The organism is Bacillus sp. 5w2 (assembly GCF_054353775.1).
Window position 1 is genome coordinate 58,347 of the sequence record NZ_JBTIWT010000005.1, and the last position, 15,999, is coordinate 74,345.

23 protein-coding genes and 1 pseudogene are annotated in these 15,999 nt (G+C 34.8%); 4 read left to right on the forward strand and 20 right to left on the reverse strand.

The features are described 5' to 3' along the window. The 10 genes from ACXY7N_RS12075 to gcvT form a co-directional block, all read right to left on the reverse strand. Complete coding sequence (locus ACXY7N_RS12075; RefSeq protein ID WP_000595378.1) at positions 1-624, reverse strand: ABC-2 transporter permease; 624 nt, start codon at positions 622-624, stop codon at positions 1-3. A gap of 32 nt (positions 625-656) precedes the next feature. After that, positions 657-1,289: an ABC-2 transporter permease gene (locus ACXY7N_RS12080; protein ID WP_016086301.1), complete on the reverse strand. Its 633-nt coding sequence runs from the start codon at positions 1,287-1,289 to the stop codon at positions 657-659. Between the two features lie 14 nt (positions 1,290-1,303). Beyond that, the gene (locus ACXY7N_RS12085; protein WP_016086300.1) at positions 1,304-1,972 is read right to left on the reverse strand and encodes an ABC-2 transporter permease; all 669 of its coding nucleotides are present in this window, start codon (positions 1,970-1,972) and stop codon (positions 1,304-1,306) included. Beyond that, entirely contained in the window at positions 1,953-2,825 is an 873-nt protein-coding gene (locus ACXY7N_RS12090) for an ABC transporter ATP-binding protein (RefSeq protein WP_016086299.1), read from the reverse strand. The genes ACXY7N_RS12085 and ACXY7N_RS12090 overlap by 20 nt, the downstream gene beginning before the upstream one ends. Positions 2,826-2,828: 3 nt before the next feature. After that, positions 2,829-3,203 (reverse strand): GntR family transcriptional regulator, encoded by a 375-nt coding sequence (locus ACXY7N_RS12095; RefSeq protein ID WP_001021358.1) that lies wholly within the window; start codon positions 3,201-3,203, stop codon positions 2,829-2,831. A gap of 118 nt (positions 3,204-3,321) precedes the next feature. Further along, entirely contained in the window at positions 3,322-3,513 is a 192-nt protein-coding gene (locus tag ACXY7N_RS12100; protein WP_000535935.1) for a hypothetical protein, read from the reverse strand. Positions 3,514-3,583: 70 nt separating this feature from the next. Then, positions 3,584-3,787 (reverse strand): DUF3929 family protein, encoded by a 204-nt coding sequence (locus ACXY7N_RS12105; protein ID WP_000639160.1) that lies wholly within the window; start codon positions 3,785-3,787, stop codon positions 3,584-3,586. A 361-nt stretch (positions 3,788-4,148) separates the two neighbouring features. Continuing rightward, the gene (gene gcvPB, locus ACXY7N_RS12110) at positions 4,149-5,624 is read right to left on the reverse strand and encodes an aminomethyl-transferring glycine dehydrogenase subunit 2 (RefSeq protein WP_016086298.1); all 1,476 of its coding nucleotides are present in this window, start codon (positions 5,622-5,624) and stop codon (positions 4,149-4,151) included. After that, positions 5,621-6,964 carry an aminomethyl-transferring glycine dehydrogenase subunit 1 gene (gcvPA, locus tag ACXY7N_RS12115; RefSeq protein ID WP_016086297.1) on the reverse strand — a complete coding sequence of 448 codons (1,344 nt, stop codon included), beginning with the start codon at positions 6,962-6,964 and terminating at the stop codon, positions 5,621-5,623. The genes gcvPB and gcvPA overlap by 4 nt, the downstream gene beginning before the upstream one ends. 20 nt (positions 6,965-6,984) lie before the next feature. Beyond that, complete coding sequence (gene gcvT / locus ACXY7N_RS12120) at positions 6,985-8,085, reverse strand: glycine cleavage system aminomethyltransferase GcvT (protein ID WP_000631766.1); 1,101 nt, start codon at positions 8,083-8,085, stop codon at positions 6,985-6,987. 391 nt (positions 8,086-8,476) lie between these two features. Here gcvT and ACXY7N_RS12125 point away from each other — a divergent pair, with 391 nt between their 5' ends. Both ACXY7N_RS12125 and ACXY7N_RS12130 read left to right on the forward strand, forming a co-directional pair. Further along, positions 8,477-10,159 carry a DEAD/DEAH box helicase gene (locus ACXY7N_RS12125; RefSeq protein WP_001100033.1) on the forward strand — a complete coding sequence of 561 codons (1,683 nt, stop codon included), beginning with the start codon at positions 8,477-8,479 and terminating at the stop codon, positions 10,157-10,159. Beyond that, the gene (locus tag ACXY7N_RS12130) at positions 10,146-10,940 is read left to right on the forward strand and encodes a YqhG family protein (protein WP_001183975.1); all 795 of its coding nucleotides are present in this window, start codon (positions 10,146-10,148) and stop codon (positions 10,938-10,940) included. The genes ACXY7N_RS12125 and ACXY7N_RS12130 overlap by 14 nt, the downstream gene beginning before the upstream one ends. 37 nt (positions 10,941-10,977) lie before the next feature. Here the strand turns inward: ACXY7N_RS12130 and ACXY7N_RS12135 are convergent, their stop codons facing one another. Further along, a complete protein-coding gene (locus ACXY7N_RS12135; RefSeq protein WP_000064669.1) occupies positions 10,978-11,109 on the reverse strand; it encodes a hypothetical protein in 132 nt (43 codons plus the stop codon). 97 nt (positions 11,110-11,206) lie between these two features. Beyond that, positions 11,207-11,434 (reverse strand): hypothetical protein, encoded by a 228-nt coding sequence (locus ACXY7N_RS12140; protein WP_000032704.1) that lies wholly within the window; start codon positions 11,432-11,434, stop codon positions 11,207-11,209. A 73-nt stretch (positions 11,435-11,507) separates the two neighbouring features. Between ACXY7N_RS12140 and ACXY7N_RS12145 the strand changes: the two are divergent. Together ACXY7N_RS12145 and ACXY7N_RS12150 are read left to right on the forward strand one after the other, a co-directional pair. Then, a pseudogene (locus tag ACXY7N_RS12145) lies at positions 11,508-11,625 on the forward strand (GTP pyrophosphokinase). A gap of 139 nt (positions 11,626-11,764) precedes the next feature. Continuing rightward, entirely contained in the window at positions 11,765-12,397 is a 633-nt protein-coding gene (locus ACXY7N_RS12150) for a VC0807 family protein (RefSeq protein ID WP_016086296.1), read from the forward strand. A 67-nt stretch (positions 12,398-12,464) separates the two neighbouring features. Here the strand turns inward: ACXY7N_RS12150 and ACXY7N_RS12155 are convergent, their stop codons facing one another. The 8 genes from ACXY7N_RS12155 to comGC all read right to left on the reverse strand — a co-directional run bounded on the left by ACXY7N_RS12155 (position 12,465) and on the right by comGC (position 15,999). Continuing rightward, positions 12,465-12,665 (reverse strand): YqzE family protein, encoded by a 201-nt coding sequence (locus ACXY7N_RS12155; protein ID WP_000106081.1) that lies wholly within the window; start codon positions 12,663-12,665, stop codon positions 12,465-12,467. A gap of 38 nt (positions 12,666-12,703) precedes the next feature. After that, positions 12,704-13,201 (reverse strand): shikimate kinase AroK, encoded by a 498-nt coding sequence (gene aroK / locus ACXY7N_RS12160; RefSeq protein ID WP_016086295.1) that lies wholly within the window; start codon positions 13,199-13,201, stop codon positions 12,704-12,706. 118 nt (positions 13,202-13,319) lie between these two features. After that, positions 13,320-13,970, reverse strand: coding sequence for a 2OG-Fe(II) oxygenase (locus ACXY7N_RS12165; protein ID WP_016086294.1), 651 nt, complete (start codon positions 13,968-13,970; stop codon positions 13,320-13,322). 174 nt (positions 13,971-14,144) lie between these two features. Continuing rightward, positions 14,145-14,516: a competence type IV pilus minor pilin ComGG gene (gene comGG / locus ACXY7N_RS12170; protein ID WP_033659769.1), complete on the reverse strand. Its 372-nt coding sequence runs from the start codon at positions 14,514-14,516 to the stop codon at positions 14,145-14,147. Beyond that, a complete protein-coding gene (comGF, locus tag ACXY7N_RS12175; protein WP_016086292.1) occupies positions 14,513-14,983 on the reverse strand; it encodes a competence type IV pilus minor pilin ComGF in 471 nt (156 codons plus the stop codon). The genes comGG and comGF overlap by 4 nt, the downstream gene beginning before the upstream one ends. Next, entirely contained in the window at positions 14,953-15,255 is a 303-nt protein-coding gene (comGE, locus tag ACXY7N_RS12180; RefSeq protein WP_033659770.1) for a competence type IV pilus minor pilin ComGE, read from the reverse strand. Before comGE ends, comGF begins: the two co-directional genes overlap by 31 nt. Next, the gene (gene comGD, locus ACXY7N_RS12185) at positions 15,248-15,703 is read right to left on the reverse strand and encodes a comG operon protein ComGD (protein WP_016086290.1); all 456 of its coding nucleotides are present in this window, start codon (positions 15,701-15,703) and stop codon (positions 15,248-15,250) included. The genes comGE and comGD overlap by 8 nt, the downstream gene beginning before the upstream one ends. Then, on the reverse strand, positions 15,700-15,999 hold the full coding sequence (gene comGC, locus ACXY7N_RS12190; protein ID WP_016086289.1) for a comG operon protein ComGC: 300 nt from the start codon (positions 15,997-15,999) through the stop codon (positions 15,700-15,702). The genes comGD and comGC overlap by 4 nt, the downstream gene beginning before the upstream one ends.

The following is a 15,999-nucleotide window of genomic DNA, read 5'->3' on the forward strand; positions in this document are numbered from 1 at the left end:
TCATAAATCACGTTCATTATACAAGCTAACTGAAAGCAACATGGACATAATATACAAAAGAATAAGTCCTGCTATAAAACAAACATTTACAACTAGACTCGTGCTCCAAACATTTTCTACATCTAACCAGACGTTACTTACAATCAGTCCACTTAAATACCCCAACGCAAGTCCGGCGAACGGAGCAATTTGTTTTGCACTGCTATATCCTACTGAGAATTCAATCGGAAGTACAATTATGCTACAAACAAACCCACCTGTTATACCTCCGAGAATTTCTCCCCACAGCATAAATCCAGTCATATGCCCATCTTGTAGCTGTATTAAACCAACCACTAGTGAAAAACATCCACCTAGAGCAACTAAAATACTTACAAATATGTATTTTCCTATGACAATATCTTTACGGTCAAACGGTAAACTATTTACTATCAGTTCACTTTTATTTTTCCCCTCATAACTCATTGACAGTATCATGCCAAGAGCAGGTACAAACATGCTAAACGTCATCAAAAAACTATCACTACGAAAATCAACAATGAGCAGAAACAAGAAACATATAAGATAAACAAACCCTAACTTTCTTTGCATCATCATATCTTTTAAAACTAATTGCTTGATCATGTATTACACCTCCTAATATGAAAATGTCCCTTCTATAACTCTGCCTCCTGAAACATTTTCATTGAGAGGAACATTGATATGAATATACTCACTAATACTCCAATACCAAGAACACCCATTGCTTGTGTAGCCTCTTGAGAGTGAAGTACTTTTAACATAATTGTTTTATCACCAAAAATATTACACATAAAGCCAATCATACCCATTAAAGGAAAAATCATAATCACATTCAAGACAGTAATAGCTTTATATCCTCCAATGTAATTAGTAGGTATCGTTACTACACAATAAATCAAAGTTGCTACTATTCCTGAAAACACTGCATATCCAGGCATAACTATATCCCCGTCCAACAAAATATTTTTTAATATTATGACTATAAAAGTTGCACTCAAACCAACCATAATAAATACTGTGCTTGAAATATATTTAGCTATAACTATCTCTTGTCTCGTTATAGGCAAACTCACTAATACTTTTTCTGCTTTACTTTTCTCCTCATGATAAAAAGAAATATAAATAATTGTACTACATGTTATAAATAATCCTATTGCAATCCCCATTGGTTGAACGGAATCCTTAAAAATAGATAACATAGGTATTAAAAAATAGAAAGGAAATATCTTCTTCTGTAAGAAAAACTCCTTCAAAATCAACTGTTGCATCTGAATTCTCCTCTCTATAAATCACGTGTTTCATAAATTTTAATTGTAAGAAACATAGAAGCAATGTAAATACTAACTAATGTAATAATTCCAACTATAAACATACCAACATGCATAGGATTCATAATCCACTCAATGAACGAAGGTGCTGTTTTATTCAGTCCATCACTAATAAATATCCAAAGTATCCCACCCACTCCTATTGAGGCTGCTGATATTATACTTCTTACTATCTTCGATTTTGTACCATAATAACTAGGGTAAAAGGTGACAACTAAAAACACGGCGTAAATAAGCCCATTTACTACTCCATACCATGGAATTTCAATGTATAAATTAGGATGATATGCACCTATATCACCAATAACAGCGATACCTCTTATAAGAAAAGCAACCAACATCGTAGAGAACATGCCACCTACAATAAATATTGCACTGGAAATATATCTAGCAATTATGATTTTCTTTCTACTTAACGGTAAACTATTCATAATAATGTCGCTTGTATTTCGTTCATCTATTACGACTAGTATCGTAACTGAGGAAAGAGTTATAAATAAACAACTCATAGGAAACAGCATTTCATCACCGTTTTCAAATAAAAAGAATACAAAAGGTATAATAAGATACACTACCCATATCCCCCGAAAAAAGAACAAATCTTTATATATGAGCTGAAGCATAGGCACCTCTCCCTTTCGCAGTGTAAACGATAATATCATCTAATGTAGGCTTTTCTATTACAACCTCATTTCCAAACCAATCGACAATTGCTTGTTTATCCTTCGCTAAACCTTCAAAACCAAATTTATTTTTTCGTAATCCAACAAATAGCTCTTTTCCTTCTCGGTCTAATAAATCATTACTTCCCTTTACGATTACGTAGTTCTCCATTAGTTCATCTTTCTCACCAGTAAATATAATTTCTCCATCGTTGATGAACGTAATATAATCTGCAATGAGCTCTAAGTCTGTTGTAATATGAGTTGAGAATAATACAGATACTTCATCCTCCATTACAATCTCTTGCAGCATATCAAGTAATTCACTTCGAACAACCGGATCTAATCCTGCTGTCGGTTCGTCCATAATGATGAACTCCGCGTGGTGCGAAAGTGCGATAGCAATCGCAAATTTCATTTTCATCCCTTTTGATAATTCTTTAATTTTTTTATACTTCGGAACTTGCAATCTATGCATATACGATTGATACTGCTCTTCGTCCCACTTTTTATATAGCGGTGCAATAATACGTTTCATTTGTTCACACGTTAAATCTTCGTAGTAATGATTTTCATCATATACAAAACCAATATTTTGTTTTATTTCCTTCTCGGCTTTTTTATTGTCCTTGCCAAAAATTTTTATATCACCACTATCTTTTCTAATTAAATTCATAATCATTTTGATCGTCGTACTTTTCCCTGCTCCATTCGGTCCGACAAATCCCATAATATATCCGCGTGGTAACGTAAAACTTATATTTTTCACTGCAAAATCTTGATAACTCTTACAAACGTTTTTTAGCTCTAACATCTCTTATTCCCCCTCATATAAACACGCAATCATCTGCTGTAAATCTTCAAGTGAAAGCTGCAACGCTTTACTTTCATTTACAACCTCTTCTGCTTTACTTTCCAATAGACGCAGCCTTTGTTCTTTTAGTAGTTCATTATTTTTACGTGAAACATAAGTCCCCTTCCCAGCAACAGTTTCTATATATCCTTCTTTTTCAAGCTCCTCGTACGCACGCTTCGTTGTAATTACACTAATTTGTAATTCCTTCGCTAAGCTACGAATAGACGGTAATTGATCTCCACCCTTTAAACCACCATTTAAAATAAGCTGGCTTAATTGTTTTCTTATTTGCACATAAATAGGGTCTTGGGAAGAATTCGAAATAATAATATTCATGTTTTCCTCCAGTGTGTGTATATACTGTACATACTTTATATATACAGTATATACACACCATCCTATTTTTGGCAAGAAAAAAAGACCAACATTTTCCTGTTGGTCTTTCGTATATGTATCACTTTTCAAAGCGATCTAACATCTCATCTCTCATTCCGAAACTCACTACCGCAATTCCTACATACATAAACAGCAGGAACGCTGGATGAACTGTGTTGTACCAAGTGCTATCAACAATTAAATAAATCGTTAATGCCACAACAAGAACAAACGCTAAGATAAACATATAAAAGTGTCTTGTACTACCCATAATAAACTCCTCTCTTCTCACTTCACCATTCAACAGTATATTTTATCGAATAATTCGATATGACTCAAGGTTAACTTTCTGTTATGTAATCAAGTTCCACCTTTACAATGTCCTCACATGCTATTGAAATGATCGTTCCTTGCTTATCAATTGCCGTCACTTCTCTATTATCCATTACACGATGCGCTACTCTTTCTAGTACTTTTCCTTGGTCTCGATAACAAAATTCTTTTACATCTTTAATCGTTTTTCCGTTTTCTAAATGGTATATCATTCTATAACACCGATATCCCACATTTTCACCCCCACCTTGCTCGTTTTTTCACATATACATAAAAATGAGTTATGCCTATCTCATTACATCTTCTTAATTTCAATAAAATTCTAACAAAAATAAATACTTTTATCAAACCGACTTTTTCAACAAAATCACCTATAAAACCGCTTCTTTACACCATTATGAAACAAAAAATATAAAATTTTAACATTTTCTTCACTACTTCTGCATAAAGTGAAACCTTAATCAGTGGGGGTTTTTGTCCATTCCCACTGATTATTAGCCCGCAAATAGCGGAATAAATTCTCCATACAAAAAAAGAACCCGCATATAGCGAGTCCTTCCTTAGTTATTCTAATCAAACTTGTACAGGAGCTAGCTTTTCATAACGTAAAACTGGTTTACGAGCAGCCAATGTTTCATCCAAACGTTTAATTACCGTTGTATGCGGCGCTTCTTGTACAACTTCTGGATTTTCTTCTACTTCTTTAGCAATTTGAATCATCTTATCAATGAAACCATCTAATGTTTCTTTTGATTCTGTTTCTGTCGGCTCAATCATAATACATTCTTCCACATTTAATGGGAAGTAAATTGTTGGTGGATGGTAACCGAAATCAAGCAGGCGTTTTGCGATATCTAATGTACGTACACCAAGTTTCTTTTGACGACGACCTGATAATACAAACTCATGCTTACAATGTCTATCGAATGGAAGATCATAGAATGGCGCTAATCTTCTCATCATATAGTTCGCATTTAATACAGCATACTCAGTTACTGCACGTAGCCCATCTGGACCCATAGAACGAATATATGTGTATGCACGAACGTTAATTCCGAAGTTACCATAGAATGGTTTTACACGCCCAATTGCTTCTGGACGATCGTAGTTAAAGTGATAGCCATTTTCCGTTTTCTCTAAAATTGGTTTTGGTAAGTACGGAATTAAATCAGCTTTCACACCTACTGGACCAGAACCTGGGCCACCGCCGCCGTGAGGGCCTGTAAATGTTTTATGAAGGTTTAAATGCACAACGTCAAACCCCATATCTCCTGGGCGCGCTTGGCTTAATACCGCATTTAAGTTTGCACCATCATAGTATAATTTACCGCCTGCGTTATGGACAATTTCTGCCATTTCTAAAATGTTTTCTTCGAATAGACCTAATGTATTAGGATTTGTTAACATAAGTGCTGCTGTTTCTTCGTTTACAACACGTTTTAAATCTTCTAAGTCAACAAGACCATTTTCATTTGATTTTACTGTAATTGTTTCAAAACCAGCTACAGTTGCGGATGCTGGATTCGTTCCGTGAGCAGAGTCAGGCACAATTACTTTCGTACGGTTAAAGTCACCATTTGCTTCATGGTATGCACGAATTAACATTAAGCCTGTCCATTCTCCGTGTGCACCAGCTGCTGGTTGTAAAGTAACAGTATCCATACCTGTAATTTCGATTAAATGCTCTTGTAAGTCGTACATTAATTCCATTGCACCTTGTACTGTCTTTTCATCTTGAAGTGGATGAATATTTGCAAATCCTGCGAAACGAGCTACACTCTCATTAATTTTCGGATTATATTTCATCGTACAAGATCCAAGTGGATAGAACCCAGAATCAACGCCGTGGTTACGGTTTGAAAGTGCTGTATAGTGGCGCATAATGTCAAGTTCTGATACTTCTGGTAGCTCTGCATCTTCTACTCGAATATAATCGCTCTCAAACACATCTTCTAGTTTCACTTCTTCTACATCTAATTTGGGTAAGCTATATCCTACGCGTCCTTCTTTAGTCACTTCAAAAATAAGTGCTTGGTCTTGGTTCTTCATTGGATAGCCCCCATTTCATTTACAAGTGTGTCAATTTCCTCTTTTGTTCGAAGCTCAGTTACTGCTAAAAGCATATGATTATCAAATTCTTTATAGTCACGACCTAGATCGTAACCACCGATAATATTCTTTTGTAGTAATGCGTCGTTTACTTCTTTTACTGGACGTTTGCAATCTACAACGAACTCATTGAAGAAAGGTCCAGCAAATGTTACTGTGAAGCCTTTCGCTTCGAATTGACGTTTTGCGTATTGTGCTTTAGAAATGTTTTGACGTGCCATTTCTTTCACACCTTGTTTTCCAAGCGCTGTCATTGCAACAGAAGCTGCTAATGCATTTAACGCTTGGTTTGAACAAATATTAGATGTCGCTTTATCACGACGAATATGCTGTTCACGTGCTTGTAACGTTAATACAAACCCACGTTTACCATCTGAATCTACAGTTTGTCCAACAAGACGTCCTGGAATTTTACGCATAAATGCTTTCGTTGTTGCAAAGTAACCACAGTGTGGTCCACCAAACTGCGTTGGGATACCAAATGGTTGTGCATCACCGATTACAACATCAGCACCAAATTTTCCTGGTGGTGTTAGTGCGCCTAATGATAATGGATTTGAAGAAACGATAAATAATGATTTTTGTTGATGAACGATTTTTTCAATATCAGCTAATTTTTCAACTTGTCCGAAGAAGTTTGGATATTGAACGATTACACAAGCAACTGTATCATCTACTTCACTTTGTAATACGTCTAAATCTGTTACACCATCTTTATGATTAATTTCAACAACTTCAAGATGTTGACCTTTTGCATACGTTTCAAGTACTGCTCTTGATTCCGGGTGCACTGCACTAGATACAAGAATTTTCTTTTTGCGAGTATGGCCAGCCGCTAGCATTGCCGCTTCAGCTAAAGCTGTACCTCCGTCGTACATAGAAGAGTTTGCTACATCCATTCCTGTTAATTCACAAATCATTGTTTGGAATTCAAAGATTGCTTGTAATTCCCCTTGTGAAATTTCTGGTTGGTATGGCGTGTAAGCTGTATAAAATTCTGAGCGAGAAATAACATGATCTACAATTACTGGAGCATAATGATCGTATACGCCTGCTCCTAAGAAAGAAGCATATTCTTTTAAGTTAGCATTTTTACTAGCCATTTGAGATAACTCTTTTAAAAGCTCTGGCTCTGATTTTGCTTCTTTAATTTTTAAATCCCCTTTAAAACGAACACTCTCTGGAATATCAGAGAATAACTCATCGATCGTTTGAACGCCGATCGTTTGTAACATTTCTTTTTTGTCTTCTTCTGTCATTGGAAGATAACGATGCAACATGAAATCTACCCCTCTCCCCGTTACTTTGAACGTTTATAAAATGGTGTTGGAACAACTACTGCTTTGACGCGTTTATTACGAATTTCAATTTCTACTTCTGTATCAACTGCTGCGTATTTTACATCAATTAGTGCTAAACCAATGCTTTTCTTTAACGTTGGAGATTGTGTACCACTCGTTACTTCCCCGATTTTTTCTTCTCCAATAAATACAGGGTAATGCGTACGAGGAATTCCACGTTCGATTACTTCGATGCCGACTAATTTGCGAGGCGCCCCGTTTTCTTTTTGTTCTTTTAACGTTTCTTTTCCAAAGAAGTCTGCTTCTTTATTTGGTTTTACCGCAAAGCCAATTCCAGCTTCAATCGGTGTAATATCTTTTGATAATTCTTGACCATAAAGTGGTAATGTTGCTTCGAAGCGAAGTGTATCACGAGCACCTAAACCACATGCTTTTAAGCCTTCTTCTGCTCCAACTTCAAGAAGTTTCTCCCAAAGTTTTGCAGCATCTTCACTCTTACAGTAAATTTCAAATCCATCTTCACCTGTGTAACCTGTACGAGATACAAGTGCTGGAATTCCATCTACAAGAATATCGTTTTTAAATTTAAAGAACTTAATTTCTTTCAAATCTTCTGACACAACTTTTTGTAAAATGCCTTCTGCTTTTGGTCCTTGGATTGCAAGCTGTGCAACTTCACTAGAAACATTGACTACTGTCGCATCGCCAATTACATGGCTAGCTAACCATTCGTAATCTTTCTCGATATTTGATGCATTGATTACTAATAAATAGTCTTCTTCACCACGTTTGTAGATTAATAAATCATCTACTGTACCACCATTTTCATAGCACATAGCTGTATATTGTGCGCCTCCTACCTTTAAGGTAGATACGTCATTTGTAACAACACGTTGTAAAAATGCTAAACTATCTACACCTTTTACCTCAACTTCTCCCATATGAGACACATCGAACAAACCTGCCGCTGTACGTACAGCTTCATGTTCTTCTTTAATGCTTGAAAATTGAACTGGTAACTCCCAACCACCGAAGTCGATTGTTTTCCCACCATACTTCGCGTATACATCAAATAACGGTGTACGTTGTAATGTAATCATGCTCTCTCCCCCTTATGCTCTGACAAATCAATAAAAGTTGTTTCCCTTATCTAAACATTTTCACTCTGAAAAGATAGGATATACGGAATCTCATTACATTTTTTTATGAAAGCGTAAATAAAAAATCACTTTCTTGGATAAAATACGAAAGATTCCATACATTTCACACCATTATCCTAACATTATTCGCTATATTTCATCAATATTCTAGCATAAAAAATAATTTAGAATTTTTTATTCTTAATCCTATTAAATACAACTTTCAAAATTTAGCCCTTTATCTTTGCCTATTCTTTAACTTTTAGTATGTGTAATAGCGCCTTGTTACAAGGCTTATATAATAAAGATTTTTTCATAATTACTTTAGTTTATAAAAGGTGGGAGAGTCATAATGAATGTCGATATTTCCGTAGATCGGACGTGGCAAAACAATTTTTTAAATAGAATTGACGAAGATGGCCCTTGGACAAACTGGGATTTATACCATTTAGCTTATGAAACAGAAAAATCGTTACTTGTTCCTACTTTCGATGGACTACAAGCACCGAAACATTTATCTCATTTCACACCGCTTCCTCATCAATTAGAAGTGGCTCAAAATGTCATTGAACAAATGAATGGCAAAGCGATTCTAGCAGATGAAGTAGGACTTGGGAAAACGATTGAAGCTGGACTTATTTTAAAAGAATATATGGTCCGTGGCCTTGTGAAAAAAGTACTTATACTCGTCCCGGCCTCTCTCGTATCACAATGGGCATACGAACTAAATACAAAGTTTTTCATTCCAGCTGTAGCCCAAAAGAAAAGCTATTCATGGGAACAAGCCGATGTGATTGTATCATCCATTGATACTGCAAAACGTTCACCGCATCGTGATATCGTTTTGAACTTAGAATATGACCTTATTATTATCGATGAAGCACATAAACTTAAAAATAATAAAACAAAAAACTATGAATTTGCACAACGTTTAAAAAAGAAATTTTGTTTATTATTAACTGCTACTCCTGTTCAAAATAAGATTGATGAAATTTTCAACCTCGTTTCTTTATTAAAACCAGGACATTTAGGCAATCAATCCAACTTTGAAGAATATTACGCTTCAAAAAATCGTTCTGCCGAATCTGATGAAGATTTAAAAGCTCTTATTAACAAAGTAATGGTCCGAAATCGGCGTCATAATACCGGAATTGATTGGCCAAAGAGACATGTACGTACAATTTTTGTTGAGTTTAATGAAGAAGAGCAAGCTTTATATAATGATATTGAAAATTGGAGAGGACAAGATGCCTTCACATCCGCTTTCTCATCGTTAACTTTAAAACGGGAAGCGTGCAGTAGTCGTGAGGCTGTTTACTATTCATTAAAAAAACATGTAGAAAAACGACAGAAGGAAAATGAACATTACATAAAAGACCCGCATATTGATGTGCTAATGGACAAAATTAATCATATTCCTTTTAACTCAAAAGCGAATAAAGCTCTAGAGCTTATAAAAGAAATTGACGATAAAGTCATCATCTTCACGGAATATAGAGCGTCACAAATGTACTTACAATGGTTTTTACAACAACACGGTATTTCTTCCGTACCATTCCGCGGTGGGTTTAAACGCGGGAAGAAAGATTGGATGAAGGAACTTTTCCAAAACCGTGCGCAAGTGTTAATTGCAACTGAAGCTGGTGGTGAAGGGATTAACTTACAGTTTTGTAGCCATATGATCAATTACGACTTACCATGGAACCCAATGCGCCTTGAACAAAGAATCGGACGTATTCACCGTCTTGGTCAAAAGAATGATGTTCATATTTATAACTTAGCTACAAAACACACTGTTGAAGAACATATTTTGAAACTGTTATATGAAAAAATCAATTTATTCGAGCGTGTTATCGGTGAACTCGATGAAATTTTAACGAGAATTAATATGAAAAACATCGACGCGCACATTCAAGAAATATTTGCGCAATCAAAAAGCGAAGGAGAAATCCGAATTAAGATGGAAAACTTAACATCTATTATCGACTTCGCGAAACGAAATGAAGCTGAGGTGCAAGGCTATGCAGCAACATGAAATTCATAATTACTTATACAATTTTTTCGAGGCGAATAACTGCGAAATTTTAGAGCGTTCTCCTCAATTATTAGACGTGCAGTTAACAATTGAGATGGATAAATTATTAATGAACCGCCCTTTTTATTGGCACTATCTTGAGAAAACAGGAGGCGTACCGAATCCGATGCGCCTTACCCTTATTACAAATCCAGAAAATGAAGAAAACGATGGCGAGCTTATTCACTACGGTTCACCACGTCTTCATCAAATTTTTCAAACGACAAAAGAATTAGGGTCTTACATACGTTTATATGAGGAAGTACGGCATAGCGGGGCGACACATACACCGCTCCATCCGTGGCTCGGTGTAAATATTAAAGTTTCCTATCAATGTGATCGAAAAAAAGATATCCTCCACTCCATTGGAATTCATCTTATTTCTGGCACAATGATTGCAAACTTTCATGAAACATTAGCTAAAATTAAACTCACACCGAAAATACCTGACTTTTGTTTTACGCTCTCGCCTATCATTAAACCGCAAAGCGGTTTACAACGCATAGAGGATGCTTTAAAAAGCATTATTGCAGAAGATGACCATACGTGGGCGAAAGAAGCAAGGGTGCGCTGGAATCACGATTTGGACCTTTTAAATCGTTTTTATGAAGAAAGTGATGAACTTCCTGAAAGCTATGAAATTGAAAAACAAGCACTGCAAGAACAGTATGAACCCCGCATTACAGTGCAAATTATTAACGGTGGACTTTTTTATGTTACCGCGAATCATTTTCTATCTTAAAAAGCTCCTTCTGTTTTAGAAGGAGCTTTACTTTGCGTTATCCTCTATCGCCATTACGCTCTTGTTGTTTTTGCTTTGCCATACGTTTTTGATACGCACGATCCTTTGCACTCACATGATTTGCATCAGTTGGAAGATTTTCTTTTGAACGGCCAATTCCATTGCTCATCTGTTTCACTCCTTTTATATCTTTCAAAATACACCCTTATTTTCAGCTAGAGGCACCATCCTTATGCAAAAAAAATAAGAGTAGCCATCGGCTACTCTTACTCACTCACATATTTTCGAAACATATCATGGATGCCTTTATTTACGAGGTTCGAGATCTGTTCGTCAGATTTATTCGGATAACGATCACGCAATCTGATAGATGCCTTCACCATTAAATTTTCTAATACAGAACGGCCACCTTCTCCATAAATAATTTCAGCATACTTAACAAGCCTTCCATCCTCTACTGTTGCTGGATTATGATTGAAGAAAAATTTACTCATTGTTTCCACCTCTCTATTTTGATAACGTTTACATTTATATAGATTATTTATGTTATTTATTTCACAATATTGTATGCATGTATATTTAATTAGTTTCATTATAAAGCAACATATCGACAGTAACTATGTGATTTTCCGTCCATTTTGTGAACAAACCAAAAAATGAAAGCGTTTCCTTTATTATATACTAAAAAAACTTACTACGCTAGGGGCAATTTTTTAATCTACCAATACCTCAAATATGAATATACTTTTGCTTTTCCCACTAAACCTTATATAATTTTCAGAAATTATATTATAAAATATATGTATGACTTAAGGAGGCCATGTATGAATCAAAATAAAAAAGCTATATTGGATCTTGTGTTTTATCTCGTAATCCCATTCCTCATTTGGAAATTCGCAAAACCTTATATCGACCCTTATTACGCGATGTTACTTTCCTCTGTTCCGGGGATTATTTATACACTGTATACCTTTAAAAAAGAAAAACAGTTTAACGTGACAGGGTTCTTTATTTTAATTACACTCATTTCTAATACAACGGTAGATTTATTATCTGGATCAGCCGAACGAATGTTGTGGAACGATGCGTATTATCACATCGTACTCGGCGTTATCGTCACATGTACAATTTTTATAAAAAAACCACTTATGTTATATTTCGCAGCAGATATTGCCGCATTGCAAGGCCATGACCGTGATAAAAGTCGTGAGCTGTATCGTGATAGTCGTATCTATCCAGCACTACAATATTTAACGCTATTTTTCGGGCTACAATTCATATTAAAAAGCTTCTTAAAAATTTATTTCATCTCTGTTTTCGGTGTAGATGGCTATGGTGAAATGAGGGCGATTATGACCGCTGTTGGGTGGGGCATTTCCATTTGTATCGGAATTGGATTTGTCTGGGTAAACAATAAAATACATAGCGTTACAGAGGAAAAAGAATCTGTGCAGTAAATGAAAATCCCCTAGTAGTATCATACTACTAGGGGATTTTCATTTTGCTAGACATATTACGAAATCGTTAACTTGATTTTTTTCTTTTATTTTTTACATTTCGATAAAACAAAGCAGCACTAAGCGGCATAACACCAAACCACTTATTCATAAATGGCTCTTTTTCAGCACGGCGTTGTTCTTTCTTTTGTTTACGATCTTCTTTTGGAGCATCCATATATGACACAAACTGCTGTGTCACAAAGCGAACATAATCATTAGTAGACATATTATCATCACCTCTACTTGATTAGTATGTCCACTTTTTTATGCATTAATCTTTTCTTTCAATTCATTCATAATTTGCTTTACAGACTTATTCGTCGTATCGATATGAATATGAGCCTCTTCATAATAAGCTCGGCGCGATTCAAATTTCGTCACAAATGCCTCTATATCTTTCTTCTGAAATAGTGGACGTGTCGTATCTTCACGAAGCCTTTCTGCAATTAGATGTGGATCACAATATAAATACACGACAGTTCCATTCTCCTTCATCCACTTTCGGTTTTCCTCTCGCTCAATGATTCCGCCGCCAGTTGTAATAATGACATTACAACTGGGGAGTGAACGTAACATTTCACTTTCATATTCTCGAAAAGCCATTTCGCCTTCCTCGGCAAAAATTTCACGGATCTCCTTCTCTTGCTTCTCTTCAATTTTTTGGTCTGTATCGACAACATCCATATGAAGTTCTTTACTTAATGCCTTTCCAATTGTTGTTTTCCCAGCTCCCATATAACCGGTTATGTATATAGATTTCATGTTCGTTCCTCTCAATCATCCGTTATTATTTGTTATTATAACGAAAGATTACATTAATTAATAAAAAAACGTTTTGTTCTCATTATGCAATGAAGAACAAAACGTCACATACACACTTTTACTTATAAGTACCTCTTCTCACCCACTGCGTTGCAATCCACTTCTCACCTTTCGTTACAGGTGCCCCTCCGTGTAACGTAAGCTCATTTAGTGATTGGTCTTGATAGAAATACTCAAAGTATACTGCCATTCCCTTTCTAGGGTTCACAGAAAGATTTAATTTCGGAAAGAACGTTTCTCCGCCCTCTTCTACATCATTTAAATACATTACAAGCGTACTGATACGATTATTAGCAGCTGATCTACTATGTTCTGCAAAATAATCATAGTGCGCTTTATATTGTTGATCCACTTCATAATTTAAAATGTGTAATCCTTCTCCATGCGACGCAGGAACATTCATGATAGATGAAATTCGTTTTTCAATCTTCACAGTAAGTTCATTATCATCCAAAAATGCACCACTACTTGTTCGAATATCATTTACATCACGTGATGAACCAACTTTAGAACGTGCTAACTTATTTTTAGACAATTCGATTAATTCTTCACACTCTTCATCACTTAATACATTTCCTAACACGACAATAAGAGGTTCTTCGAATTTTGAAATAATTTGTATTTCCCTATCTTCTGTCATAATTGCATTTCCTTTATGATCAAAAATAGTTTGTTCCTTATTTTCACCTATTTGATTGTTATTTGTCATTTCCCTATTCTCCCTAAAAAATATGTTTGGATAGCATGAATATATCATATTCTTTCTACCTTTCTCTTTTTTGAGAAAATTTAAACTTTTAATCGTTTTATTTATCCATTTTCTTAAAAAAATAGCCTATTTTCAAATGAGAAATCATGGTTTTTTATCCATATATTTTACATACTATCCTTCTATCCAATCGAATATTTTCTCATCCTTTTTTCTATACCGAAAGCTTACTTTATAAAAAACTTCTTGTTTTATTTTGCACTGCAACGAAACGAGAATAACATCGTTTTCAAAGACATAATTTCCACTTGCTTCGCCCTTTTCATATTGAAAGAAAAAAGTATCTTCCTTTTCTTTTTGCTGTAAGTCCTGTTTTATATTTGTAATAGATCGATTTAGTAGTTCCTCCAGTACAAACTTTTGCTCTATTTCAATATAAAATTTTTTATCTATAAGCAACATATTTGTTTCGTATACAAAGAACGAAGTTAATAATACAAGAAAAATGATTGTTCCTGGCATCGTAAATCCACCTTGTTTCCTCATACATTTATTTCCATACCACTATACCTTACAGCTACACCTTCATATATTTTCCCGCTCCTATCTTTCACATTTATAAAGAGCAAATGAGGTGTTACTTCATACGAAACCATTTCAACATTTTGTAATATAACTTCTCTTCCGCGCATATTCACTTTTCTTATAAGATGATTATTCAATTTTTCATACGTCACTTCATCTCCAGTGCGAAGGCGAAAGCGCAAAAGACTACCTTTATTCTCAGGGACTATTTTTTCTACAAATGATACTTCACGAAACTCTAACTGTACTTGTCCTAAAAACACATCCCATTCCCAATTATTTAATCCTTTTGATTGGTTGTTTTCTATTCCAATAAAATGTAAACGTGGCAAGAGTAAAAAGAACAGTGATAACAGAAAAAAACATACGATCATTTCTATTAATGTAAATCCAACTTCTAATTTATTTTTTCTCCTGCATAAAAGCATTGTTCCATCATTCTTCCTTTCACATCTTTCCACATAGCACAAACTTCATTTCCTCCCCAATATGTGTAATATACATTTCCGTTTATGACTTTTTCTTTCTGTTGCTTTGTCTCATTCTCATACATATATAAAGCTGCTTCTCTTTTTAATAATACAAATGCCTTATAACGAATTTGTATGTTTTTTCGTTCTTGCATAATCAATACTGTTTGCGGAAGTAGTAAAGATACCGCCATCATTAATATACTTAATGCTACAAGCATTTCAGCCATCACTGACCCTTTTTGACATTTCACGATACGTAAATCTCCCTCTTCCAAGCTGAAATACAACCTCATATTTATAACTTCGATACGAGAGTAAAATTGTTCCACCTCTATTAATATTTCCACTCGGATTATATGTCATTGGATTAGGAAAAGTATTCAAATCAATTTGTACATCGCTATCATATTCTCTTTTAATGATAGAAAGATTCGTACTCGAATCCCCTATATAATACATATGCCTATCTTTATGCCATCGTAATGTATAATGTTTTTGACGGTTTATCGCTAATTGTTGCATATACAAAATATCATTTGAAAACTGTCTCAAAAATTGTTCAATTTTTTGTTTTTCATATAATGAATGTACGTTAAAATACGTGACCATACTTAGTATAGAAATTGCAAATAGAACGAGTAGCATTTCTAAAAGAGTAAAACCTTGTTGTTTCACAGTTTCCCACTTGATACTGTGCCATCATTTGAAATATGAATGGATTCACCATTCGGACACTTATCAGATGTAATATATTTTTCATCACTTAGCTCTTTTAGCGAGGGAATTTTATTATGTTGCAATTGGTATACTTGTATTTGCGCTTCTATAGATTTTACATAGGCTTTACATCCTTTTCCTTCGACGGATGAACGCTGTGTAACTACATTTGGAATAATTAATAGTAATAATACAGTTATGACGACCATAACTAATAACATTTCTAAAAGGGTAAACCCCTCCTCATTCTGCAT

Coding starts and splice junctions, on each gene's coding strand:
- ACXY7N_RS12075 (WP_000595378.1), bottom strand. CDS start 624: ATGATCAAGCAATTAGTTTTAAAAGATATGATGATGCAAAGAAAGTTA.
- ACXY7N_RS12080 (WP_016086301.1), bottom strand. CDS start 1,289: ATGCAACAGTTGATTTTGAAGGAGTTTTTCTTACAGAAGAAGATATTT.
- ACXY7N_RS12085 (WP_016086300.1), bottom strand. CDS start 1,972: ATGCTTCAGCTCATATATAAAGATTTGTTCTTTTTTCGGGGGATATGG.
- ACXY7N_RS12090 (WP_016086299.1), bottom strand. CDS start 2,825: ATGTTAGAGCTAAAAAACGTTTGTAAGAGTTATCAAGATTTTGCAGTG.
- ACXY7N_RS12095 (WP_001021358.1), bottom strand. CDS start 3,203: ATGAATATTATTATTTCGAATTCTTCCCAAGACCCTATTTATGTGCAA.
- ACXY7N_RS12100 (WP_000535935.1), bottom strand. CDS start 3,513: ATGGGTAGTACAAGACACTTTTATATGTTTATCTTAGCGTTTGTTCTT.
- ACXY7N_RS12105 (WP_000639160.1), bottom strand. CDS start 3,787: ATGATATACCATTTAGAAAACGGAAAAACGATTAAAGATGTAAAAGAA.
- gcvPB (WP_016086298.1), bottom strand. CDS start 5,624: ATGAAGAACCAAGACCAAGCACTTATTTTTGAAGTGACTAAAGAAGGA.
- gcvPA (WP_016086297.1), bottom strand. CDS start 6,964: ATGTTGCATCGTTATCTTCCAATGACAGAAGAAGACAAAAAAGAAATG.
- gcvT (WP_000631766.1), bottom strand. CDS start 8,085: ATGATTACATTACAACGTACACCGTTATTTGATGTATACGCGAAGTAT.
- ACXY7N_RS12125 (WP_001100033.1), top strand. CDS start 8,477: ATGAATGTCGATATTTCCGTAGATCGGACGTGGCAAAACAATTTTTTA.
- ACXY7N_RS12130 (WP_001183975.1), top strand. CDS start 10,146: ATGCAGCAACATGAAATTCATAATTACTTATACAATTTTTTCGAGGCG.
- ACXY7N_RS12135 (WP_000064669.1), bottom strand. CDS start 11,109: ATGAGCAATGGAATTGGCCGTTCAAAAGAAAATCTTCCAACTGATGCA.
- ACXY7N_RS12140 (WP_000032704.1), bottom strand. CDS start 11,434: ATGAGTAAATTTTTCTTCAATCATAATCCAGCAACAGTAGAGGATGGA.
- ACXY7N_RS12150 (WP_016086296.1), top strand. CDS start 11,765: ATGAATCAAAATAAAAAAGCTATATTGGATCTTGTGTTTTATCTCGTA.
- ACXY7N_RS12155 (WP_000106081.1), bottom strand. CDS start 12,665: ATGTCTACTAATGATTATGTTCGCTTTGTGACACAGCAGTTTGTGTCA.
- aroK (WP_016086295.1), bottom strand. CDS start 13,201: ATGAAATCTATATACATAACCGGTTATATGGGAGCTGGGAAAACAACA.
- ACXY7N_RS12165 (WP_016086294.1), bottom strand. CDS start 13,970: ATGACAAATAACAATCAAATAGGTGAAAATAAGGAACAAACTATTTTT.
- comGG (WP_033659769.1), bottom strand. CDS start 14,516: ATGAGGAAACAAGGTGGATTTACGATGCCAGGAACAATCATTTTTCTT.
- comGF (WP_016086292.1), bottom strand. CDS start 14,983: ATGCTTTTATGCAGGAGAAAAAATAAATTAGAAGTTGGATTTACATTA.
- comGE (WP_033659770.1), bottom strand. CDS start 15,255: ATGGCTGAAATGCTTGTAGCATTAAGTATATTAATGATGGCGGTATCT.
- comGC (WP_016086289.1), bottom strand. CDS start 15,999: ATGCAGAATGAGGAGGGGTTTACCCTTTTAGAAATGTTATTAGTTATG.